This is a genomic window from Clostridium sp. MT-14 (genome assembly GCF_042436595.1).
GTDB lineage: Bacteria > Bacillota > Clostridia > Clostridiales > Clostridiaceae > Clostridium_B > Clostridium_B aromativorans.
This window is the reverse complement of sequence record NZ_JBHMIY010000044.1, coordinates 1-22,796: the sequence shown is the minus strand read 5'-3', so window position 1 is coordinate 22,796 and position 22,796 is coordinate 1. Positions and strand designations below refer to the sequence as shown.

The 22,796-nt window shown below is 33.6% G+C and carries 27 protein-coding genes and 2 pseudogenes; 27 read left to right on the top strand and 2 right to left on the bottom strand.

Annotation, left to right across the window (positions count from 1 at the left end; translation table 11 throughout):
- Positions 1–115: 115 nt before the first annotated feature.
- The gene (locus tag ACFHWD_RS19030) at positions 116–553 is read left to right on the top strand and encodes an IS5 family transposase (protein WP_378062862.1); all 438 of its coding nucleotides are present in this window, start codon (positions 116–118) and stop codon (positions 551–553) included.
- A 12-nt stretch (positions 554–565) separates the two neighbouring features.
- Positions 566–1,021 carry a sulfite exporter TauE/SafE family protein gene (locus tag ACFHWD_RS19025; RefSeq protein WP_326839078.1) on the top strand — a complete coding sequence of 152 codons (456 nt, stop codon included), beginning with the start codon at positions 566–568 and terminating at the stop codon, positions 1,019–1,021.
- Between the two features lie 26 nt (positions 1,022–1,047).
- Here ACFHWD_RS19025 and ACFHWD_RS19020 read toward each other — a convergent pair whose 3' ends face one another.
- Positions 1,048–1,272: a hypothetical protein gene (locus ACFHWD_RS19020; RefSeq protein WP_229981468.1), complete on the bottom strand. Its 225-nt coding sequence runs from the start codon at positions 1,270–1,272 to the stop codon at positions 1,048–1,050.
- 143 nt (positions 1,273–1,415) lie between these two features.
- On the opposite strand from ACFHWD_RS19020, the gene ACFHWD_RS19015 reads away from it, so the two are divergent.
- The 8 genes from ACFHWD_RS19015 (at position 1,416) to ACFHWD_RS18980 (ending at position 6,172) form a co-directional block, all read left to right on the top strand.
- Entirely contained in the window at positions 1,416–2,249 is an 834-nt protein-coding gene (locus ACFHWD_RS19015; protein WP_229981467.1) for an Mrp/NBP35 family ATP-binding protein, read from the top strand.
- Positions 2,250–2,252: 3 nt separating this feature from the next.
- Positions 2,253–2,630 carry a NifB/NifX family molybdenum-iron cluster-binding protein gene (locus ACFHWD_RS19010; protein WP_229981466.1) on the top strand — a complete coding sequence of 126 codons (378 nt, stop codon included), beginning with the start codon at positions 2,253–2,255 and terminating at the stop codon, positions 2,628–2,630.
- 1 nt (position 2,631) lies between these two features.
- Positions 2,632–3,462 carry an ATP-binding protein gene (locus ACFHWD_RS19005; protein WP_229981465.1) on the top strand — a complete coding sequence of 277 codons (831 nt, stop codon included), beginning with the start codon at positions 2,632–2,634 and terminating at the stop codon, positions 3,460–3,462.
- Positions 3,453–4,301: an ATP-binding protein gene (locus tag ACFHWD_RS19000; protein ID WP_229981464.1), complete on the top strand. Its 849-nt coding sequence runs from the start codon at positions 3,453–3,455 to the stop codon at positions 4,299–4,301. The genes ACFHWD_RS19005 and ACFHWD_RS19000 overlap by 10 nt, the downstream gene beginning before the upstream one ends.
- Positions 4,302–4,361: 60 nt before the next feature.
- Positions 4,362–4,721, top strand: coding sequence for a C-GCAxxG-C-C family (seleno)protein (locus ACFHWD_RS18995; RefSeq protein WP_229981463.1), 360 nt, complete (start codon positions 4,362–4,364; stop codon positions 4,719–4,721).
- Positions 4,722–4,767: 46 nt separating this feature from the next.
- Positions 4,768–5,124, top strand: a complete 357-nt coding sequence (locus tag ACFHWD_RS18990; RefSeq protein WP_229981462.1) for a NifB/NifX family molybdenum-iron cluster-binding protein — start codon at positions 4,768–4,770, stop codon at positions 5,122–5,124.
- A gap of 32 nt (positions 5,125–5,156) precedes the next feature.
- On the top strand, positions 5,157–5,624 hold the full coding sequence (locus ACFHWD_RS18985; protein WP_229981461.1) for a Fur family transcriptional regulator: 468 nt from the start codon (positions 5,157–5,159) through the stop codon (positions 5,622–5,624).
- Between the two features lie 92 nt (positions 5,625–5,716).
- The gene (locus ACFHWD_RS18980) at positions 5,717–6,172 is read left to right on the top strand and encodes a DUF134 domain-containing protein (protein ID WP_229981460.1); all 456 of its coding nucleotides are present in this window, start codon (positions 5,717–5,719) and stop codon (positions 6,170–6,172) included.
- 203 nt (positions 6,173–6,375) lie between these two features.
- Here the strand turns inward: ACFHWD_RS18980 and ACFHWD_RS18975 are convergent, their stop codons facing one another.
- Positions 6,376–7,104 (bottom strand): LysR family transcriptional regulator, encoded by a 729-nt coding sequence (locus ACFHWD_RS18975; protein WP_229981459.1) that lies wholly within the window; start codon positions 7,102–7,104, stop codon positions 6,376–6,378.
- 199 nt (positions 7,105–7,303) lie between these two features.
- Between ACFHWD_RS18975 and asrA the strand changes: the two genes are divergently transcribed.
- The 17 genes and pseudogenes from asrA to ACFHWD_RS18890 all read left to right on the top strand — a co-directional run bounded on the left by asrA (position 7,304) and on the right by ACFHWD_RS18890 (position 22,715).
- Positions 7,304–8,362 carry an anaerobic sulfite reductase subunit AsrA gene (asrA, locus tag ACFHWD_RS18970; protein WP_229981458.1) on the top strand — a complete coding sequence of 353 codons (1,059 nt, stop codon included), beginning with the start codon at positions 7,304–7,306 and terminating at the stop codon, positions 8,360–8,362.
- Positions 8,355–9,155 (top strand): anaerobic sulfite reductase subunit AsrB, encoded by an 801-nt coding sequence (gene asrB / locus ACFHWD_RS18965; protein WP_229981457.1) that lies wholly within the window; start codon positions 8,355–8,357, stop codon positions 9,153–9,155. The genes asrA and asrB overlap by 8 nt, the downstream gene beginning before the upstream one ends.
- A 12-nt stretch (positions 9,156–9,167) precedes the next feature.
- Complete coding sequence (gene asrC, locus ACFHWD_RS18960) at positions 9,168–10,190, top strand: sulfite reductase subunit C (protein WP_229981456.1); 1,023 nt, start codon at positions 9,168–9,170, stop codon at positions 10,188–10,190.
- Positions 10,191–10,353: 163 nt separating this feature from the next.
- Entirely contained in the window at positions 10,354–10,878 is a 525-nt protein-coding gene (locus ACFHWD_RS18955) for an FmdE family protein (RefSeq protein WP_229981455.1), read from the top strand.
- 4 nt (positions 10,879–10,882) lie between these two features.
- Complete coding sequence (locus ACFHWD_RS18950; RefSeq protein ID WP_229981454.1) at positions 10,883–11,698, top strand: class I SAM-dependent methyltransferase; 816 nt, start codon at positions 10,883–10,885, stop codon at positions 11,696–11,698.
- Between the two features lie 27 nt (positions 11,699–11,725).
- Complete coding sequence (locus ACFHWD_RS18945; protein WP_229981453.1) at positions 11,726–12,793, top strand: iron ABC transporter permease; 1,068 nt, start codon at positions 11,726–11,728, stop codon at positions 12,791–12,793.
- Complete coding sequence (locus tag ACFHWD_RS18940) at positions 12,790–13,542, top strand: ABC transporter ATP-binding protein (protein WP_229981452.1); 753 nt, start codon at positions 12,790–12,792, stop codon at positions 13,540–13,542. The genes ACFHWD_RS18945 and ACFHWD_RS18940 overlap by 4 nt, the downstream gene beginning before the upstream one ends.
- A gap of 76 nt (positions 13,543–13,618) precedes the next feature.
- Positions 13,619–14,698 (top strand): annotated as a pseudogene (locus ACFHWD_RS18935) (iron ABC transporter substrate-binding protein).
- Positions 14,699–15,016: 318 nt separating this feature from the next.
- Positions 15,017–15,635 (top strand): annotated as a pseudogene (locus ACFHWD_RS18930) (Crp/Fnr family transcriptional regulator).
- A gap of 562 nt (positions 15,636–16,197) precedes the next feature.
- Positions 16,198–17,085 carry a hypothetical protein gene (locus tag ACFHWD_RS18925; protein ID WP_229981450.1) on the top strand — a complete coding sequence of 296 codons (888 nt, stop codon included), beginning with the start codon at positions 16,198–16,200 and terminating at the stop codon, positions 17,083–17,085.
- A gap of 86 nt (positions 17,086–17,171) precedes the next feature.
- Complete coding sequence (locus ACFHWD_RS18920) at positions 17,172–19,166, top strand: AAA family ATPase (RefSeq protein ID WP_229981449.1); 1,995 nt, start codon at positions 17,172–17,174, stop codon at positions 19,164–19,166.
- A gap of 60 nt (positions 19,167–19,226) precedes the next feature.
- Complete coding sequence (locus tag ACFHWD_RS18915) at positions 19,227–20,210, top strand: recombinase RecT (RefSeq protein WP_179977712.1); 984 nt, start codon at positions 19,227–19,229, stop codon at positions 20,208–20,210.
- Positions 20,211–20,355: 145 nt separating this feature from the next.
- The gene (locus ACFHWD_RS18910) at positions 20,356–20,805 is read left to right on the top strand and encodes a hypothetical protein (protein WP_150358275.1); all 450 of its coding nucleotides are present in this window, start codon (positions 20,356–20,358) and stop codon (positions 20,803–20,805) included.
- A 2-nt stretch (positions 20,806–20,807) separates the two neighbouring features.
- Positions 20,808–21,050, top strand: a complete 243-nt coding sequence (locus ACFHWD_RS18905; protein WP_150358274.1) for a hypothetical protein — start codon at positions 20,808–20,810, stop codon at positions 21,048–21,050.
- Positions 21,051–21,069: 19 nt separating this feature from the next.
- Positions 21,070–21,444, top strand: a complete 375-nt coding sequence (locus ACFHWD_RS18900) for a helix-turn-helix transcriptional regulator (RefSeq protein WP_179977711.1) — start codon at positions 21,070–21,072, stop codon at positions 21,442–21,444.
- 236 nt (positions 21,445–21,680) lie between these two features.
- On the top strand, positions 21,681–21,965 hold the full coding sequence (locus ACFHWD_RS18895) for a hypothetical protein (RefSeq protein WP_207708018.1): 285 nt from the start codon (positions 21,681–21,683) through the stop codon (positions 21,963–21,965).
- Positions 21,966–21,989: 24 nt separating this feature from the next.
- Complete coding sequence (locus tag ACFHWD_RS18890; RefSeq protein WP_179977710.1) at positions 21,990–22,715, top strand: MBL fold metallo-hydrolase; 726 nt, start codon at positions 21,990–21,992, stop codon at positions 22,713–22,715.
- Positions 22,716–22,796 lie beyond the last annotated feature (81 nt).

The following is a 22,796-nucleotide window of genomic DNA, read 5'->3' as shown; positions in this document are numbered from 1 at the left end:
GCATAAAAACAGGTCATTTTTAAAAAATAAATTAACATGCAGATTATGAGGATCTCAGTATTGACTCTACTTGTATAAAAGCTCACCAGCATAGTGCTGGTGCTAAAAAGGGGCTATAAACAGTGAAACAAAACAGCATATTGGATTAAGCCGTGGTGGACATACTACAAAAATTCATACCATTGTTGACGGCCTTGGCAATCCAGTATATTTTCAATTATCATCTGGTAATTTACATGACAGTACACAAGCTGTAGACGTTCTTTCCAATATTGATATAAAAGGCAGCAATATTTTAGCTGACAAGGCATATGGTATAAATGAAATTAGAAAATATATTACTTCAAAAGAGGCCTCATATACCATTCCACCAAAATCCAATGCAAGGAATCCATGGGATTGTGACTGGTGGTTGTATAAAGAACGCCATTTAGTAGAATGTTTCTTTAATAAAATCAAGCATTTTAGAAGAATTTCAACTCGATATGACAAACTTGCTTCTTCTTTTCTCGCTTTTATTTATGTTGCTGCTATCTTTATTTTGTCTAAGTAGGATAATTTCTATATTGTTTTCAGACATGCCCTAGTTATTGTGTCAGTATTTTTGATAATAAGGACAAAAAAGGAAACAATAGAAAAAAATATAGTAGTTAAAAAAGGATATGTTACAAGGACGGTAGTAAATATTGAAAGAGTAGAACATACATTTTCATATAATCCTATTGTCGGAATTATTGTAAGTGTTTTTGTGGGTTTTATATCTAGTTTTTTAGGAATAGGAGGAGGAATAATACATGTTCCGGTGCTTCTTATTAACATACTAAATTATCCTGTCCATATTGCAACTGCCACATCACATTTTGTTTTGACAGTAATGTTACTATCCGTAACTGTAGTACATATAGCAGATGGAGCACTTCAACCTGGCGCGTTATCAATTGGTGTATTGTTTGGAGCACAGTTAGGTGCTAGACTTTCAAAAAAAATTCATGGAGTAACAATAATTTGTATTCTTTTTTAAAAATTTTTTTATAAAATGAAATAAATTTAGATGTTTTTCTTATTCCTTTGCAATAAGGCTTTTAATGTGTTGATATTTTGTTTTATTTCTTTTATTTCAGCTTCATATTTTTGTACAGTAACACCGGGAAGGTGAATGCCGGTTTGGTTTAATACAAATTTTCTCTCTTCTTTAACTTCTTCAAGAGATTCTTTAAGTTCTTGAAGTTTTTTTTCAAGTTCTAAAGTATTCATTTTATCGAAATTATTCATTGTGGTTTTCACTCCGTTACATTTTTAAACCTTATAGGTTCTGTTAATAATTATTATAACATTCTTAATTGGCATTTGACAATAACTACAAATAGGAGTAATATGAAATTGGCCAATGCCAATATAAAAATGGAGATGATTGTATGTCAGATTGTGATTCATGTCCATCAAATGACGGATGTGAAAAGGACAAAGAAAGTTGTATGATTGAAAACAATCCTATGAACAATGTAAAAAAAATAGTAGGTGTAATGAGTGGAAAGGGAGGGGTAGGTAAATCTACAATTTCGGTATTATTGGCAAAGGAGCTTAATAAAAAAGGTTTTAAGGTAGGTATACTTGATGCTGATATTACAGGACCGAGTGTTCCGAGATTACTGAATTTAAAAAATAAAAGGGCAGAAGCTGTAGGAGAAAATATTGTGCCGGTAACCACGGAAGAAGGTATAAAAGTTATATCACTTAACCTACTGATAGAAAATGAGGAAGAACCGGTGATTTGGAGAGGGCCTATAATAGGCAATACGGTTAAACAGTTTTGGACCGATGTGCTGTGGGGAGAACTTGATTATTTGGTAATTGACATGCCTCCTGGAACGGGAGACGTAGCTATTACTGCAATGCAGTCAATACCTATTAATGGAATAATAATGGTATCAGTACCTCAAGATTTAGTATCTATGATAGTCTCAAAAGCTATAAATATGGTAAATAAAATGGGTATTAACATTTTGGGCATTATTGAAAATATGAGTTATGTAAAGTGCCCGGACTGTAATAAAAAAATCAAAATTTTCAACGGAGAAAATACTCGTGAGTTTTTGGGAAAAACGAATTTGAAGCTTCTTGGTGAATTGCCTGTGGTAGATAGTATATGTAATCTATTATCTTACCAGGATAGAAATACAGATAATAGTATGGATTCAATATTCAGTCCAATAGCTGAAAATATAATTAAAAACATGGAGGAGGAATAGCTAATGAAAATTGCGGTTTCGGCAAAAAGTAAAACTGCTGATTCTTTGCTTGATATAAGATTCGGAAGATGTGAGTATTTTCAGATTTATGATGGTGAAAATGATGAAGTTAAAGTTATAGATAATAAAGGTAAATTGTCTGGTAGTGGAGCGGGAGTTGCAGCTGCACAGCAATTAGTTGATGAAAAGGTAAATCTCATAATTACAGGAAGTCTTGGACCAAATGCTTATGAAATTGTTGAAAAAGCGGGAATTAAAATTTATAAATGTAGGGACGTTTCTATAAGTTCTGCTTTAGAAAAGTTTAATAAAGATGAACTTTTGGAATTAGTGAAACCGTCACGTAATGGTACAGGTCATGGATTTAGAGGGGGAAGATGAGTTGAATATAGCAGTGTTAAGCGGCAAAGGCGGAACAGGAAAAACTACAGTTTCTATAAACCTTGCACTTGTACTAGGAGCAAATTATATTGATTGTGACGTGGAGGAACCCAATGGGTTTATATTCTTAAAGCCGGAAGTAGAAGAAGCTAAAAGTGTTATGGTAGAGTATCCTTTTATAGATGATACTGATTGTAATTCCTGCGGTGAGTGTGTAAAGGTTTGTCAGTTTAATGCTCTTGCTAAAGTTAAGGACGAGATAATGCTTTTTCAGAAATTGTGTCATAGTTGTGGTGCCTGTGAAATTGTGTGTACATATGATGCATTAAGCTATAAGAAGAGAGAAATAGGTAAAATTGAAAAAGGTAAGGCTGATGAAATGAGTTGTAGCAGAGGAATTTTAAATATAGGTGAACCTATGGCTGTGCCGGTAATAAAAGAATTGTTACAAAATCTTTCAGAAGAAACTAACTTAATAGATTGTCCCCCAGGTACATCTTGTAATGTGGTAAACTCTTTAAAATATGCAGATGCTGCAATACTTGTTACAGAGCCTACGCAATTTGGCCTGCATGATTTGAAAATTGTTGTGAAGCTCGTAAGAATGTTCAATATACCTTTTGGAATAGTGATAAATAAAGATGATGGAAGAGAAAACTTAATTAGAAATTATTGTAGTGATGAAAGAATTGAGATTATAGGAAGTATTCCATATAGTAGGGAGATAGCAAAAATATATTCAGAGGGAGGAGTTTTAAACAAGAATTTAAATTATAAAAATGTATTCGATAAATTATCGGTGAGAGTGAGGGAGGCGCTAAAGTGGAATTAGTAGTTTTGAGCGGTAAAGGTGGAACAGGTAAAACTACGATTGCAATAGCACTGTCAGAACTTGCTCAAGATGTAATAAGAATAGATTGCGACGTAGATGCCCCTAATTTATACCTTTTCTATCAAGGAAAAGATATTGAAAAGAAGGAGTTTATGGGAGCTAGAAAAGCTGTAATAGATGAATCACTCTGTATCAAATGTGGTAAATGTGAAGCTATTTGTAGATTTGATGCCATAGAAAATTATAAAATAGATCCATTTGTCTGTGAAGGTTGTGGAGCATGTAACCTTATATGTCCCCAAAATGCTATAAAATTACATAATGAAAAATCAGCTGATACTTTTATTACAGGGATTGGCAATGACATTATTTCAAGAGCGGAAATGGACATTGGAGGTGATAATTCAGGAAAACTTATAACATACTTACGAAGAAACGGAAAAAAATTTAATAAAAATGATAAACTGACTATAATAGATGGCTCACCAGGCATAGGATGTTCAGTTATTTCTTCTATAACGGGAAGTGATGCAGTTTTAATTGTTACTGAACCAACAATATCTGGATTTGAAGATTTCATGAGAGTGGTGTCTTTGTGCAAGTATTTTAGGATATTTACTATGGTTTGTATAAATAAATATGATATCAATGAAGATCTGAGTAAAGAAATAGAAAATTTTATTAAAAAGGAAAAGTTGTTTTTAGTTGGAAGAATTCCTTATGATGATATTGTTATGAAATCCATAAATGAGTTAAAACCTATCATATATTATGAGAATAGTAAAGCAGGAGATTCAATTAAAAAAATGTGGAATAGTATAGAAAGGCTCATTTATTGAAAAGTAAACTTTTAATGTTTTAAAATTTAGTATTCTTTATAGCACATGGAGGATGTAAAAATGAAAAGAGTATTGGAACTTCATAAAGAAGGGTATAATTGTGCAGAATCTATTGTAAAAGCCATAAATGAGGAAAAAGAAACAAATATTCCAGTTTCTGTAGCTAGTCCTTTTGGCTCAGGTATGACAGTTGGAAGTACTTGTGGAGCTGTTACCGGAGCATTGATGGCTTTAGGCTCAATAAGAGGAAGAAAAACCAGTAAGGAATCAAATGAAACAAGAAAGATCACTAAGGAAGTAATAAATAAAGTAAAAGAAAAATATGGAACATTTGAGTGTTCAGAGTTAAAGAAAAAAGGTATATCTTGTGATGAAATAATAGAATATGCCTATGATATTTTAAGGGAATATATTAAATAAATTAATATATAAATTTTATTAAAAATAAATACAGGGAGGAATAAAAGTGAAAATTGCAGTAGCAAGTGATGGAAAACAAGTAAGTGGACATTTTGGACATTGCAGTGGATTTATGATTTATGAAATAGGGGAAGACAAATCTTTAAAAAAGAACTTTGTGGAGAATCCGGGGCATAAGCCAGGATTTTTACCGATGTTTTTAAAAGAAAAGGGTGCAAATGTAATAATATCAGGAGGAATGGGAGAGACTGCAGTTCAATTATTTAGAGACAGTGAAATAAAAGTTGTTACAGGTGCGCAGGGCCTATGTGATGATGTAGTACAGAAATATATAAATGGAGAATTGAAGTCTACTGGAAGTGTATGTAAAGAGCACCAATATGAAGGAAATTGCAATGAGTAATTAAATTCAATTTGTGAGGTGAGTATTTGAATATGAAGGATGAATTTTTGTTAATTAAAGAATTGTTGAATAAGAAAAATTACAAGTTTACCAGTCAAAAGAAAATTGTACTTGAAGTTTTAATTGAATCAAATACTCACCAAAATATCAAAGAGATTTATGATAGAATAAAAAGTCATAATAAGATAGGTCTTGCAACTGTTTATAGAACATTAAAGATATTTACACGCTTAGGTATAACTAAAGAAATAAATATAAATGGAATAAGTTATTATGAATTAAAAATATACAGCAGAAAACCTCTTCATATTCATTTTAAATGTATTCATTGCAATGATATAATAGATATAGATGATAGTAATATTAATTTAGAACTTATCAAACTGAACAATTACATAGAAAAAGCTAAAAATATTGATATAGAAGACGTAAATATTGTTTTATCCGGAATATGCAGCAAATGCAGGGAGGAGAAAAATGCCAAGACCAGTCAAATATAGAAGTGTAGAGAAGTTGCCGGAGTATACTTACTTTGTACCAGTAGGTAGAAAAAAATGCGNCGGAATATGCAGCAAATGCAGGGAGGAGAAAAATGCCAAGACCAGTCAAATATAGAAGTGTAGAGAAGTTGCCGGAGTATACTTACTTTGTACCAGTAGGTAGAAAAAAATGCGAAATAAAAGATATAGTAATAAAAGTTGAGGAACTTGAAGCAATGAGATTGAAAGATATTGAAAAATTAAATCAGGAAGAATGTGCTGAAAGAATGCACGTATCCAGGCAAACTTTTCAAAATATAATAGATAGTGCAAGAGAAAAAACAGCTATTGCTCTGACACAGGGAAATTCAATAAGAATAAGTGGAGGAAACTACAGGCCTGTATTCTGCAAATTTAAATGTTTTAATTGTGGCAACGTATATGAAATAAAAAAAGAAGAAGACAAATATAGTTGCCCTTCCTGCGGATCTGATGAGGTTATTTGTAATAAAAAAGCTAATCTCTGCAGAAAATGGTGTAAATTAGGTAGAAAAGACGATAAGTTATAATTATATTTATTTTAATAATCCATTACGTATACAGCTGGTATATTAAATTTATATTTTATAAGCAGAATTAAACAATTTTTCTATTGCTGCAATTAATTTTTTAAGAGCAGAGGAAATGTATTTATCTTTGTGATAAATTATTTTAAAGCTCCTGTAAAGTGAAAAATCTTCAATGGGAATTTGTACTACATTATTTTGATGAATCAGCAGACTTTTGGACAGATTGAGACGCCCTGCCCAGCTGCCACTACGTTGATTATGGAGTCAGAACTGTGGCATACCCATTTTTTTATGATGGGTATGCCCCTGCCTTCTGTTAGATTGATAAGAAAATCTCTGGTACCGGATCCTTCCTCACGCAGTACACAGTCCTTATCTTTTAAGTCAGATAGATGAATTGATTTCTTTGAAGCAAAGGGATGATTTTTACCGCAGATAAGTACCATCTCATCTTGATAAACTTCATCAGATATAATATCCTTTGAATTTACAAACCCTTCTATTACGGCTATGTCTAGAGTTCCATCAATAATTTTCTGTATGATGTCCTTAGAGTTGTCTACATATACACGTATACGAATTTTAGGATTTCTTTCTTCAAATTTGGAAATGATATTACCCAGGAAAAAACTTCCTACGGTAAGTGAAGCTCCTACATGAATACATATCTGTTCAGAGGCATGATGCAGATAATGTTCCATTTCACGAAAATTTGCAAGAATATGTCTTGCGTAATTTAAGAATTCCTTTCCTACATCTGTAATATATAATTTTCTGGAAAGTCTTTCAAACAATTTTACGTGATATTCCTCCTCAATTTGGGAGATAGCGTGGCTGACAGTAGGTTGAGATATATAAAGTTTTTTTGCTGCGGCTCCTATTTTTCCTTTTTCTGCTACGGCAATAAAAATTTCCAAATCCCGTATTGTCATAAATATCCTCCTCTTATATAAAAATACATAGATGAAAAGCTATGAAATTATAATAAGTTTAGCATTTTACAAAAGAAATATCAAGGAATATAATTTTTATATAGGGAATTGGCCAATACCTGTTTTGTAATATTTATCAAATGATTTAGCTGAAAAATTAAATTGTGAAAATAAAAATTTTGGAAAGGGTGTAATTAGAATGAAGGTTTCCAAGACATATCAGCTTAAAGCTGAAGATGTGGATGAATTATTTGCTAAATTGGAACAGAAATATGTTATCTATGCTCCAGTGCGAATTCAAGGGGGAGGAAGATATGCAAAACAGGATTCAATTTTATACAAGCCAGTGCATAAATACGAAGAGATAGAATACAATGAACGCTCCACTTACTCTATGAAGGAGGTTCTTACTCCGATAACACAAACCTTGTTTTATTTTACTGAGGATGAATATAGGGAAAGTAAAATGAAAGAAAAAAAAGATATTTTATTGTTTGGCAGGGCATGTGACATAAATTCAATAAAAATTCAGGATCGGATTTATCTGAAAAATGGTGATACAGAAGATTATTTTTATAAAAGAGTAAGAGACAAAATCAAGTTTGCATTGATGGAATGTGCCGATGAGTTCGATGGATGTTTTTGCTGCAGCACAGGTACGAACAGAACTGATATGTATTCCATCGCGGTGTCTTTTGGTGGAGATATAAATAACGTGGAAGTAAAAGATGAAGAATTTAGAAAGTATTTTCAAAACTACAAATTATCCGATTATGAGATTAAATTTCCTGTAGAAAATAAACTTAAAGTAAAGTTTTCTGTAATAGAAAATTTGGATATGGTAAACAAAATAAAAAATCATCCAATGTGGGATGAATTTGAAGACAGATGTATTGGCTGCGGTTCCTGTACTGTGGCATGCAGTACATGTACCTGTTTTGAAACTACAGATATAGTATATACACAAAATGCAAATGTAGGAGAGAGGAGGAGAACCTGTTCTTCATGTATGCTTGAAAACTTTGATGAAGTTGCAGGTGGAAATTCCTTTAGAAAAAAGATTTCCGAAAGATACAGGTACAAAATTCTCCACAAAGTTTACGGATACAATGCAAGGTTCAATGATGGTCCTATGTGTGTGGGCTGTGGCAGGTGTTCTGCAAGGTGTCCTGAACTTATAAGCTATCCTGCTACATTAAACAAGTTATGTGATGCTGTAGAAGAAATAAAAAAACAGGGAGGAAATGAAAATGTTTAACAATCCAGTTAGGCCGGAGCCTCATAAAATATTGAGGATAATTCCAGAAACGCAGCTCGAGTGGACTTTTCGCATAGAAAACAATATTCCCGTAAAACATGGCCAGTTCATGCAGCTTTCTATTCCGAAAGTAGGTGAGGCGCCTATATCTTTAAGCGGGTTTGGAGAAGGATATGCAGATTTTACTATAAGAAAAGTTGGAAAGGTTACAGACAATCTATTTTCTATGAAGGAAGGAGATCAGATCTTTCTCAGGGGATGCTATGGAAATGGGTGGCCTTTTGAAAAACTTAAAGACAAGAATGTTGTAATTATTGCAGGTGGTACTGGAGTTTCACCAGTAAAGAGTCTTATAGACGAGCTATTTGATAGAAGTGACTATGCAAAAGAAATTTATCTGATTCTTGGGTTCAAGAATTCAAATAGTGTTCTATTTAAAGATGAGCTTGAGAAATGGAAAGAGGCGAGACATTTTCATGTTGTTTATACTCTTGACAGTGAGACATACGAAGACTGGCAGGTTGGAATGGTAACAAACTTTATAAAGAATATTCCGTTTGAATCTTTTGAAGGAAATTATGAATGCCTTGTAGTAGGTCCTCCTGTAATGATGAAATTTGTAGGTAAAGAATTGATTGCAAATAGTGTACCCGAAGATAAAGTATGGATGTCTTTTGAGAGAAAAATGTCCTGTGCAATTGGAAAATGCGGGCATTGCAGAATAGATGAGACATATGTATGTCTGGATGGACCTGTGTTCAACTATAAAAGAGCAAAAAAACTAGTGGATTAGGAGGGGTTTGATTTGGAAGATTGTAATATAAATAAATTGAGAAATAATTGCTTCAGGCAATCTAAAGTACCTGGTGAATTTATGCTTCAGCTTAGAGTTCCAGGTGCTGTTATAGATGCAAAGTGGCTTGATGTTATAAAATATGTGTGTAAAAAATGGGGAAATGGTTCTTTTCATCTGGGAGTAAGGCAGACTTTAAATGCCCCGGGAATAAAGGCAGTAGATATCCCTGCGGTAAATGAATATATACAGCCATATTTGAAAAGCATAGAGCAGAAGATGTGCGATGTGGATATGAAAACCGACAGCGGTTACCCTTATATTGCTCCCAGAAATATAATGGCCTGTATTGGAGAGGTTCATTGTATCAAGGCAAATGTAAACACGCAGAAATTGGCACATGAGCTGGAGAAAATAATTTATCCCAATCCTTATCATATTAAGATCTCAGTATCGGGATGTCCTAATGACTGCGCAAAAGGGCACTTTCAGGATTTTGGTATAATTGGATGTACAAAACCTATTTATGACATAGACCGATGTATTGGCTGCGGGGCATGTATGAGGAAGTGTGAGAAAGCGGCAACCAGGGTATTGTCACTTAATGATAAAGGTAAAATAGACAAGGATACATGTTGCTGTGTAGGATGTGGTGAATGTGTTATTGCATGTCCGACAGGCGCATGGCGCAGGCCGGACAAAGATTTTTATAAAATAATTCTCGGCGGTAGAACAGGAAAACAGTATCCCAGGATGGGAAGAATGTTTGCAAATTGGCTGACTGAAGAAAGTGTACTAGCAATAATGGCAAATTGGCCTAGGTTTTCGGAATGGGTACTTGGTGGAAAGCCTGTTTATATTCATGGTGGTCATCTGATAGATAGAGCAGGATATGAGAAATTTAAGGAGTTCATGCTTGAAGGTGTCACGTTGAATCCGGAAGCTTTTATTGCCGAGAATATCAATTGGACGGAAACGGAATGCAGGAGTAATATTCACGTTAAGCCGTTGAGTAAACATTTAACTGTTAAATAATTCGTAATTAGTTTCATAATGATAACCGATTATCGTTATGAAACTAATTTTTTATCATTATGATAAATTAAATCTTTAATGTTTTCTCTTGAACCTGATTATACATTTTGGTTTAAAAATTGCTTGTATATAATATATATATGAGAGAAAGGAGAGGTTGTCCATGAATAGAGAATTGTGGAATGAATGTATAAAGTTCCACGGACATCATTGCCCGGGACTTGCCATAGGATTTAAAGCTTGTGAAGCGGCAATGGAGAAAATGAATTTGAAATTTTCATCTGATGAAGAGATAGTATGTGTCACTGAAAATGATGCCTGCGGTGTTGATGCAGTACAAGTTATAACAGGGTGTACTTTGGGAAAAGGCAATTTAGTTTACAGGAGTACTGGCAAAATGGCCTTTTCGTTTTTCAACAGGGAAAACGGAGATAGTGTAAGAGTGGTTTTAAAGCAGCTCAAGGGTGAGATGAGCAGAGAGGGAAAAGAGAAGTATATTCTTGAGTCACCGGTAGAAGAGATATTTGATATTAAAAAACCAAAGTTTAAAGCTCCAAAAACTGCAAGGCTGTTTAATACGGTTATTTGTGAAAAATGCGGGGAAGGTGCTCCGGAACATAAAATCAGAATATGTAATGGGAAAAAACTTTGCCTGGATTGTTTTGAAGGATATACACGGGGATGGTAAGAAGATGGATATAGAAAATTTTTCTGATTTATGGAGTGATTCAAAAAAATCATATAATATGGAAGAAAAATTTTGGGATGAAAGGGCTGATGAGTTCAATGAGAAAGATATGGAGGAAAAAGAAAATGAAGAGTTTTTTTCCATATTAGAATTTATTGAAGCAGGTAAGAATAAAAAATTTAACACTGTGCTGGATATAGGGTGCGGTACGGGTTTTTATTCCAAAAGATTTTCAGAAATATCCAGAAGTGTTACCGCTGTAGATATTTCTGAAAGCATGTTAAAGTATGCCGAAGAAAATTCAGGAACAAAATATAATAATGTGAGTTTCGTAAAAAAAGCGTGGTCAGAATTGAATTTAGATGAATTTGGCTGGAGGAAAAAATTTGATATGGTTTTTGCTTCTATGACACCAGCTATAGATAGTTATAAAGATCTTATAAAAATGATGGATTGTGGGACAAACTTATATTTTTTAAGTGGATTTGTAGAGAAAAAGGACAGCTTAAAAAGTGGACTTTCGGAAGTGATTTTAGGGTGTCATGATGATGGATTTTATAAAAATAAGATATACAGCGCTTTTAATATACTGTGGAATATGGGATATTATCCAAAAATAAGTTATGTGGATTCAGACTGGACTGAGAGCCGGCCTGCAGGTAAGTGCTATAAAAAATATTTGCTTTATTTTGAGAGGAAAAAATCTTTGACGAAAAAAGATAAGGTCTCCATTAAAGAGTATATAGAAGCCATGTCAGTAAACGGAATGGTGGAAGAAAAGGTAACTTCCAAGGTGGCGTGGCTTTGCTGGAAAAAATAATGATGAATTATTTAAATAAAGGAATTGATGAAATTGAAAGATGAGATATACATAAATTATGAAAAGTATACAATAAGGAAAAAAATTATAATTGCATTTATTTTGCTGATCATTATAGTTTTTTCTCTGTTTTCAATATGTGCTGGTTCATCGAATATTAGGCCCTATCAGGTCTTAATGGGCATTTTTCAGAGGGGAGACGGATTATCCAATCTTGTAATTTGGAATATACGGCTTCCTAGAGTTCTGGCTGCTGTCATAGCAGGCGCAGGACTATCTGTTGCGGGATGTGTGATGCAGAGTAATTTGAGAAATCCTCTTGCATCACCGTCAACTTTGGGAATATCAAATGCTGCAGCTTTTGGTGCAAATGTTGCTATTATAGTATTTGGAGCAGGGAGTGTTAAGAGCACCGGTGCTGATGCAGTGCTTATAGACAATCCATATACAGTTACTATTTGTGCGTTTTCCTTTTCCATCATAGCTGCTGTTATTATTTTGATGATTGCAAGGTTCAGATCTCTTTCTCCGGAGGCTATATTACTTGCTGGAATAGCTATAGGCTCACTTTTTTCTGCAGGTATTACACTTATTCAGTATTTTGCCCAGGACGTTCAGGTGGCAGCTGTTGTATTCTGGACATTCGGCGATCTTGGACGTGCTTCTTGGAGAGAAGTGATTATAATGGCAGTTCTTATAGGGGCATCAATAGTTTATTTTATTGTCAGGCGTTGGGATTATAATGCTATGGACAGTGGGGAGGAAGCTGCAAAAAGTCTGGGGGTAAGCGTGGAGAGAATACGATTTGGGGGGATGTTTGTTTCTTCTCTGATCACCGCGGCATCAGTTTCATTTCTGGGTATTATAGGATTTATAGGGCTTATTGGACCTCAGATAATGAGAAGGGTTATTGGAGGTGACCATCGTTTCTTGATTCCTGCATCTGCCTTTATGGGTTCACTTTTACTTCTTGTTTCTGATACCTTTGCAAGGAGCATAGTTTCACCTATAATTCTTCCTGTTGGAGCTATTACATCTTTTATGGGAGCACCTATGTTTTTATATCTGCTTATGAGGGGGTATGGAAAAAAATGATTTTATCTGTAAGGGGGCTTGCATTTAGATATCCAGGCAGATCTGTTCTCAAAGACATTAATTTTTCAGTGGAGAAAGGAGAATGTGCCGCACTCCTGGGTACAAATGGAGCAGGAAAATCCACCCTTCTCAAGTGCATAGATCGTATATTAAAAGCACAATGCGGCACTGTATTAATTGAAAACAATGAAATCTTTAAGCTCAATTCCATAGAGCTTGCCCGGAAAGTAGGTTATGTTTCGCAACAGCAGTCAAGTATACGGACTACTGTTTTTGATTCGGTGCTTTTGGGAAGAAAACCCTACATTAAATGGAATGCTTCAAAAGAAGACATTTTAATAGCCAATAAGGCTATTGAAGTCCTGGAACTTGGGGATTATTCTCTAAGATTTTTAGATGAATTAAGCGGCGGAGAACTGCAGAAAGTTGTCATTGCAAGGGCTATTGCCCAGAAACCTGAGGTACTTCTTTTAGACGAGCCCACAAGTAACCTGGATTTAAAAAATCAGCTTGAGGTAATAAGAATCATTCATAAAATAGTCAGATTCCAGGGGATTGCTGCTGTAATGATAGTTCATGATTTAAACCTTGCCATGAGATTTGCAGATAAATTTGTTCTGCTGAAAGACGGGACAATTTTCGCTGCAGGAGGAAGGGGAATAATGACTCCAGAGAATATTGAAAGCGTTTATTCTGTTCCGGTGGCTGTGGAAAACTATAGGAATATTCCTGTAGTTGTACCGCTGTAAATTATATATTTGGAAGATATGTTAAATATGTGAGGGGGAAAAAGTTGTGCATAAAAAGTTTCTAAGCCTGTTACTTATGGGAGTATGTGTTTTTTCTTTTTTGATTAGCGGCTGTTCACCTAAATATGATGAAACTTTAGATTCTAAAACTAAAAAATTAGCTGTGACTGATTTGCTGGGGAGAAAGATTACATTAAATAAAAAAATCAATAGAGTTGTAGCTATTGGACCAGGAGCATTGAGGCTTTATTGTTATATAAATGGTTCAAAGAATTTGGCAGGTGTGGAGCAGACTGAAAAAGGAAGTGTTGTGGGAAAGCCATATATGATGGTGAATCCCGGTATTGCAAAGCTTACAACTATAGGTCAGGGAGGGCCTAATAATTCGCCAGATGCCGAAAAAATACTTTCAGTAAAACCGGATGTTATTTTTGATACATATGCTTCAGATAAGTCTTCGGCAGACGAGCTGCAGTCCAAAACCAATATACCTGTTGTGGTTCTGAGTTATGGTAAACAATCCACCTTTGATGCTGATATGTATATTTCACTGCAGATTATTGGGAAAGTTGTTGACAATGAGAGCAGGGCGCAAAAAGTAGTTGATTATATGAAAAACTGTAAAGATGATCTGGACAGGAGGACTAAAGATATCCCTGAAAGTGAAAAGCCAAGTGTATATGTGGGAGCTCTGGGCATGAAGGGTACCCATGGCATTGAAAGTACTTAGGGCAATTATTCTCTGCTTAAGGCTGTAAATGGGAAAAATGTAGTGGATGAAACAGGAAAGGACGGTACGGTTATGATAGATAAGGAAAAACTCCTTAAATGGAATCCGGATAAAATATTTATAGATGAAGGGGGACTTCAGGTGGTTCAAGAAGATTATAAGAAAAATCCCGACTATTATAATAATCTTTCCGCAGTTAAAAACGGTGAGGTATATTCACAGATGCCCTATAATTTTTATACTACGAATATTGAAACTGCTATGGCAGATGCCTATTATCTTGGAAAAGTTCTCTATCCTGAAAAATTTAAAGATGTTGATCCCATAGAAAAGGCTGACGAAATCTACAGATTTCTTCTTGGGAAAGAAGTGTATTCACAGATGGCAAATAATTTTGGAGGGTTTAAAAAAATAATGTTAAAATGATTTTTTGATAAATAATTTAGATTTTAATTATGGATATTTAATTAAACAAGAAACTATATGAAATATATTCAAGTGAAATTTTATTGTGGTAACTAACATATGTGTAAATTATGAAAAATAAATGAGAAGGTGATTAAGTCACTTAAATATTAAGACAAATAATTTATAATAGGATTCATAAGAAATAGGACAATTGAATCAAGGTGATTATAATTGTTTTATATATGCCACCAATTGAAAATATGTTTGTCGGAGATTTGTATATAATAAAATTGTGGAGGGGAAAATGATTAATTATGAAAAAAATTAAGTAGTAAATTGGACAATATAAAACATTTATATGAAGCATATCCAGTGTTCAAAAAGATTAATATGGATAATGGTGAAATAATAGAAAGAAAGGCAGTTTTTGAAACAATTTGTTTTAATGAGTATATAAAATTAGCATTAGGAACATGTCTTGGAGTATTATTTGTCGCGAAAGGTACAATAAAAATACAAAAAATTAAAGGAGGGAGAGTTTTGTCATGAAACTTTAAGCTGTTTGTTAAACCTGGGATCCTTAAAAATAATAGGTAGGGCTATTCAGGATTCTGAAATATGTGTAATTCCAGTTAAAATAGTTCAAAAGTATTTTATCCAAGATAAAGAATTTTTATTATGTATGTATAAAGATCTATATAATAAATTTAATGCTGTTATAGAAAATAAAGAAAGAATAATTCATGAATCCTTAGAATCAAGGCTTATTAGGTTACTTCTCAGTAAGAATAGCAAGATAATTTATGCAACGCATGGACAATTGGCTTTTGAGGTTGATTCCGCTAGAGAAGTTGTTAGCAGGAAGTTAAAAAGTATTGAGAAAAGTGGATATATAAAATTGCAAAGAGGTAGGATAATAATACTTAAAGATTTAAATGAATTGTTAGATTGTTAGAATGTTAGGTTTGTAGGTTAATTGCTAAAATGTTAAATAGAAAATATTAAATATTTAAACTGAATAATTTTTGCCCAATTTTTACCACACATTAAAAGTAAGAAATAAGTTATTGCGATTAATTTATTTTCTGTTTTCTAAATTCATTTATTTTATCATCAGATTATGCAAAATTATCGTTAGATTACCCACACAACTATATCTATGTATTAGATATCAGTATTTATAGATATACTATTAATATGGGTAATCTGATGATAATTTATTTTTTATGTTACTTTAATGTTGGTAATCCGATGATAATTTTATTTATAAAATACCGGTGTAGATTTTAGCTGCATCGGTATTTTTTTATGTCTAAATAAAAAAATATAAATAATCGGACTGGGCATACTTTTCATCTCAATTTACCACATATTAAGTATATAAGGAAATTGGTTAATGCTCATGTGGGTAACATTTAGTATCGGCTGTATAGCCTAAATGTGGATGTCGAAAACTGTCTTTAAGGCAGTTTTTTATATATAAAAAAATAAAGAAAAAAGGAAAGGTGGAATGTATTATGAGTCATTTTACAGTTGCAGTATTTACAGAAGAAGGAGGAAAGACAGTAGAGGAGTTACTTGCACCATACCAGGAAAACAATATGGGTGATTGTCCGGAAGAATATTTAGAGTTTATAGATGTCGAAGACAGGGAACTTGACAGTTACAAGAACGAAGAAATCGACATGGTAAAATGTCCCGACGGAAAATTATTATATCCATGGGATGAAAGGTTTAAGAAAAATGGAATACCTAAAGATGGATACAAAAAAGTTAAAACCAAATTCACAGAAATATATCCGTCGTTTGACAAATATATGGAAGAATATTGCGGATTTTCTAAAGACTCAGATAAAAATAGGTATGGATACTGGGAAAATCCCAATGCAAAGTGGGACTGGTATCAAATAGGCGGTAGGTGGTCCGGACTGCTAAGGTTAAAGCCACTTGCTACATCAGGGAATTATGGAACAAGAAGTTGGACCAATAAAGAAGAAATAATTCCTGAGAATAGAGTAGATTCAGCAAAAATAAAAGACATAGATTTTTCAGTAGATAGAAAAGAATATGAAAGGTTTATCAGGTTCTGGGAATTAAAAGTCGATGGTGATGCACCAGGGAATGAAAAGGAGAAGGAGCTTTTAAAGTGGGATATTTACAAGAAAGAATACTATGTAGACAAATATTCCAGCAAAGAAGAGTATGCAAGAATACAAAGCTCGTTTAACACATATGCCGTAATTACCCCCGATGGGAAATGGCATGAAAAAGGCGAAATGGGATGGTTTGGTCTTGGAGCGGAATCAGATGAAGAGGACAAACATTGGAATAAAAGCTTTAAAGAAATGTTTATAGATACGGCAGATCCAGAGTGGACTTTAAGCATAGTGGATTGCCATATCTGATCTATAGAAAATATAAATTGCTAGTTCAAAATTTGGACTAGCAATTTAAATCAAGATAAAAATTTAAATAGGAAGTGAAGATAAAGATGTGTAAAAAAATATTTTTGGAAAAGCTGGTTCTTAAAAATTTCAAGGGAATTAAAGATCTTACTGTGGATTTTTCAAAGGTAACTGATATCTATGGAGATAATGCCACAGGCAAGACTACACTATTCGATGCTTTCATGTGGCTACTTTTCGACAAGGATAGCCAGGACAAGAGCAGGTTTGATGTGCAGCCCTTGGATGAAAACAACAATGTTGTAAAAATGATTGAAACTGAGGTTGATGCAATCATCAGGGTAAATGATACGGAGATTTTGCTTGGAAAAGTGTTGAGACAAAAATGGGTTAAAAAGCGCGGCCAGGTTGATTCGGAATTCAAGGGATATGAGACAACATATAGTATTGACAATGTACCCAAGAAACAAAATGAATACAAAAAATTTGTAAGTGAAATCATACAGGAAGATATATTCAAACTCATTACCAATCCAGTGTATTTCAGTACAGATATCAAATGGCAGGATAGGAAAAAAATATTGATGGATATCATAGGTGAAGTTACAGATGAGGATGTAATTGATTCAAAAGAAAGTTTGAAACCTCTGGCAGAATTATTAAAAAACAAGAGCATAGAGGAGATCAAGAAAAGCATAAATGCTACAATCAAAAAATTAATCAAGGAAAAGGAATCAATTCCGCCTAGAGTGGATGAAAAGAGAAGAGAGCTTAAGGATGACATTGACTTCAGCGGTCTGGATTTTAGAAAGGCTGGAATAGTTGCAGGTATAAAAAGCCTGGAGGAAAAGCTTATTGACAAATCTAAGATAAATGACGAACTACTGGCAAAAAAGGATGAGCTGTATGCCCTTAAATCAAAGCTCAAAGATATTGAACATGGAGAAATGAAAAAAACTCAAAGTGTCAAAAACAAAATATCAGAAAAGCTGAGAGATATAAACAGCCAGATAGCTGAAATTAAGTTCAATATTAAATCACTGGAGATTGAAAAGGCTAATAACCTTAAAATGGCCGGAAAGCTGGAGGTGGAGATTAAAAGCTTGAGAAGTGAATGGCATAGGGAAAACAAGAAGGTTTTTGAACTCCCTGAAAATGTGCGTATCTGTCCGCTCTGTAAAAGGCCCTTCTCAGATGGTGATATTGCAAAGCACCAAAAAGAGTTGCAGGAAAATTTCAGGAAAGAAAGGGCTGAAAACCTTAAAAAAATAACTGTCAGGGGTCAGGCAAAAGCCAATGAACTCAAGAAGTATAAAAAAATCATATCTCAAAAAGATGCTGACTTAAAAGCTACCAGTGAAAAATTAAATTTATTGAACAAAAGAAAAGTGGAACTGCAGAACCAGATCAACAGTTTCAAGTCATCTGTAGATATGAACGGTAACAAAGAATATCAGGAAATATTAAAACAGATAGGATCTCTCCAGGCTGAATTGTCCAAGCCTGTTAAAGAGGACTCACAGATAAAGGAATTAAAAGAAAAAAAGCAGTCACTCGAAGTAGAACTTGAAAAAATCAATCGTGAATTGGGATATAAAGATATGAATAAGCAGGTAAATAAAAGGATTGATGAGCTTCTTGATAAAGAAAAATCAATAGCCCAGCAAATCGCAAATCTCGAAAAGAGAGATGATTTATGCAATGAATTCATAAAAACTAAGATCAGATTACTGGAAAAAGGCATAAATGAAAAATTCAAATATGTTGAATTCAGATTCTTCAAGCTGCAGGTCAACGGTGGTATAGAGGAAGACTGCGAACCTCTGGTGAACGGAGTTCCTTTTAATACAAGCCTTAACAATGCTGCAAGGATAAATGCGGGGATAGACATTATAAATACTCTGTGCAAACATTACAGGATTACTGCACCTGTATTTATCGACAATAAAGAATCTGTCACCAGAATTATAAGTACTGATGCACAGATAATTAATCTGATTGTAAGTGAAGCAGATAAAACTCTTAGAATTCAAAAAGGGAATAATGAAGAAACACTGGACAGGTTGGATAGTTGTGCATAGCAAGCCAATTATATTGGCGTGATAATAAAAATTTTAAATTTGAAGAGAGGATTGATATAAATGGAAAATAAGAAATTATCAAAAAATCATGGAAATGTAACGGTAAAAAACATTATAGCAAATGAAAGCATCAAGAAAAGATTTCAGGATGTTCTGGGGAAAAGAGCATTTGGATTCATGGCGAGTATTATAGATATTGCCAGTAATAAAAACCTTGAAGATGTTGAACCATTCAGTATTGTAAGCAGTGCTCTTGTTGCTGCTACATTGGATCTGCCTATAAACCCCAACCTGGGTTTTGCATATATTGTACCTTACAATGATAGGAAGAGAGGCAAGGTAGCACAATTTCAGATGGGGTATAAAGGATTTATCCAACTTGCAGAGAGGACCGGGCAGTATAAAACAATAAATGCCATTGTGGTGTATGAAGGAGATATAAAGCATGTAAACAGATTGACCGGGGAGATTGAACTTGATGACAAGAATACAAAGCAGAATAAAATTATCGGGTATATATCGTATTTTAGGCTGATAAACGGTTTTGAAAAAGCATTTTTTATGACAGTGGATCAGGTGGAGAAACATGCGAAGAAATACAGCCAAAGTTACAAAAGCCACAAAGACTATATTGTAAAAAGTAGCAGGTGGACAACTGATTTTGATACCATGGCACTCAAAACCGTGCTTAAACTTTTACTTAGTAAATATGGGATGCTCAGCATAGATATGCAGCTTGCACTGGAAACAGACCAGGCACTAATAAAAGGCAGTGTTCTTCGTGATGGAGAACATATCAATGGAAATAATGTTGAATATGTTGACAATAAAGATGCCATAGATGTTAATTTTGAAGAGGAACTTAAAAATGCCAATTCACAGGAACTTGATATTGAGGAGGATAGTTCTTCACAAAATGAAAAAACAGGCAAGTCTAATACTTCTGGGAATAAGGATATAAAATCAGACGGAGATAAAAATGGGGACACCTCAAAAAGTGATGATATTCCAGGACAGACCGAAATGGAAGATCCGGGATTTTAATAGCAAAATCTAAAACATTAATTATTTGATAGTGGCAGTAATCTTCATTGCTGTCACTTCTCAGATAAAAACTGTAATCACCTTGATTACAGTAACTACATACATTATAATAAATATAAAGATTTATTATAGAAGGTGGTTTAATATGGAAATTTTTAATAAAAGAAAGCTTAATATTAGAGATACAAAAAGATATTATAGTGATTTAAATAACACGGCATTAAAAGGCCTGGAAATTGTTACATTTAAAGGCATAAATAAAAATGCCAATGAGGATGAAGAAGTAAGCCATATAAAAACATTATATGTTGATTTTTTAATGGGATTTCTAAAGTTTAATCCTGTTGTGGAATCGGGTGAAGAACTTGGAGGCTATACTATAGCATTAAATGAAATAGACATGTATGGTGAGGGCAATACTTTAGATGCTGCAAAGGAAAATTTAATAGATAGTATCTTAGAATATATTGATATTTATATAGAAAAAATTGATTTATTCAATAAGGTTGAAAGTATAGAAAAACAGGTATATATGCTGAAATTAATTCGTTGTGATGGTGACAGAGAAAAACTAAAGAAAGAGATAGGTTTATAATTATGGCGATACGATTTGACATGGGACAAATAAAAAAATTACTTTTATATTTTAATATGAAACCACTTAAAAAAGGTAGTTTTATATATGGAGGTATAGGTAATGATGGAATATACCGTACTTGTAAGTTCGATTATCATAAGGATAACGATACATTAAGGCCCGGTACTGCTAGTGCTATTGCTCATTCATTAAAATTCAAGAATGTCATGGAGATGAAAAATTTCATAGATAAAAATTTATAAAAGAATGAGGGAGATTAAAATGAATGATATGTTGGGTTTTGGAAAATTTATCACGGATAAAAGGAAATCACTTGGAATGACATTGAGAGGAATAGCTTCTGAAATAGGAATTGCCCCTGCATATCTCAGTGATATTGAGAAGGGCAGAAGATATCCACCGGATATGGATAAACTTAAACAAATGGTTAAAATCTTAAAATTAACTGAGGATGAGAAAAATACAATGTTTGATTTGGCAGGAGAAGGTAAAAATAAAATAGCACCTGATCTTCCGGATTATATAATGTCATCTAAAAAAGTAAGAGCGGCACTAAGAAAAGCTAGAAAAGTTGCTACAGAGGAGGATTGGGAAGAATTTATCAAAAAGTTAAATAACAAGGAGCAAGGATTGTGATAGAGGTCAATTTATATAGTGGTCTCTATTTTTGTTTATGAAATACCGGTGTGGATTTTAACTGCGCCGGTATTTTCTATTTCAAATAAAAAAATAAATAATCAGACCAACTAATTTTTTTACTCCGTTTTTACCGCATATTAAAAGTGAGAAATAATTTGGTAAACGCCCGATAGGGTAACGATTGATATTGGCCATATGGCTAAAAAATTAATAAGCAAGGGAGATAAATAAAAATGATTCTAAATACGTATAAACCTAAATTCGAGTTGGGACAAATTGTTGTCACACCTGCTGTATTAAAAAAAGTTCCTAAAATAGAAATTGAATTCTGTCTGACACGCCATGCACAAGGAAACTGGGGAGATTTGTCTGAAGAGGATCAGGAGGTAAATGAAGAAGCTCTGAGAAATGGAGACAAAATACTAAGTGCTTATAGAAGTTCTGCCGGTATAAGATTCTGGATCATAACAGAAGCGGACAGGAGTGCAACAACCATCCTTCTGCCTGAGGATTATTAACATAATAGAGGAGGAGATAAGCAATTGGAGCTTAAAGTTTTAGGTTCAGGGAGCCAGGGTAACTGCTTTCTCCTTGAAGGAGAAAGCGGGAGCCTTATTATTGAAGCGGGATTGCCATGGAAAAAAATCATAAAAGGAATGAGCTTTAATATTGAAAATATTTGTGGATGCCTGATTTCCCATGAACATCTCGATCATTCAAAAGCGATAACTGATGTCTTGAATAATGGTGTAGATGTTTATACAAGTAAAGGAACAATTGATGCGTGCAAGGTATCTGGATATAGGATTCACATTGTTGAAAGCAAAAAGCAGTTCACTGTAGGAAGTTTCACTGTAATGCCATTTCAGGCTGAACATGACGCAGCGGAACCACTGGGATTTCTTGTGCAGCATGAAGAAATGGGCAAGTTGCTTTTCATAACAGACAGTTATTACTGCAGGTACAAATTTTCTGGACTTACACATATTATGGTTGAATGTAATTACAGTATGGATATCCTAAATTCAAATTTAGAAAAAGGGTTAGTACATCCTGCCGTTGCCAAAAGACTTCTGACATCACACTTTAACCTTGAAAATGTCAAGGAATTTTTGAAAGTTACAGATTTGAGTATGGTTAAAGAAATAGTTCTACTGCATTTGAGTGACAACAACAGTGATGAAAAAATGTTTGTAGATGAGATTGAAAAACTAACTGGAAAGCCTGTATATGTTGCAGATAGAGGATTAAAAATAGGATTGTTCTAATATAAATCAATACTTTTTCGATAATTTATAAGAATAAATTGAACAAAACTGAAAAACGCAATCTCCTTCTATAAGGGAAGG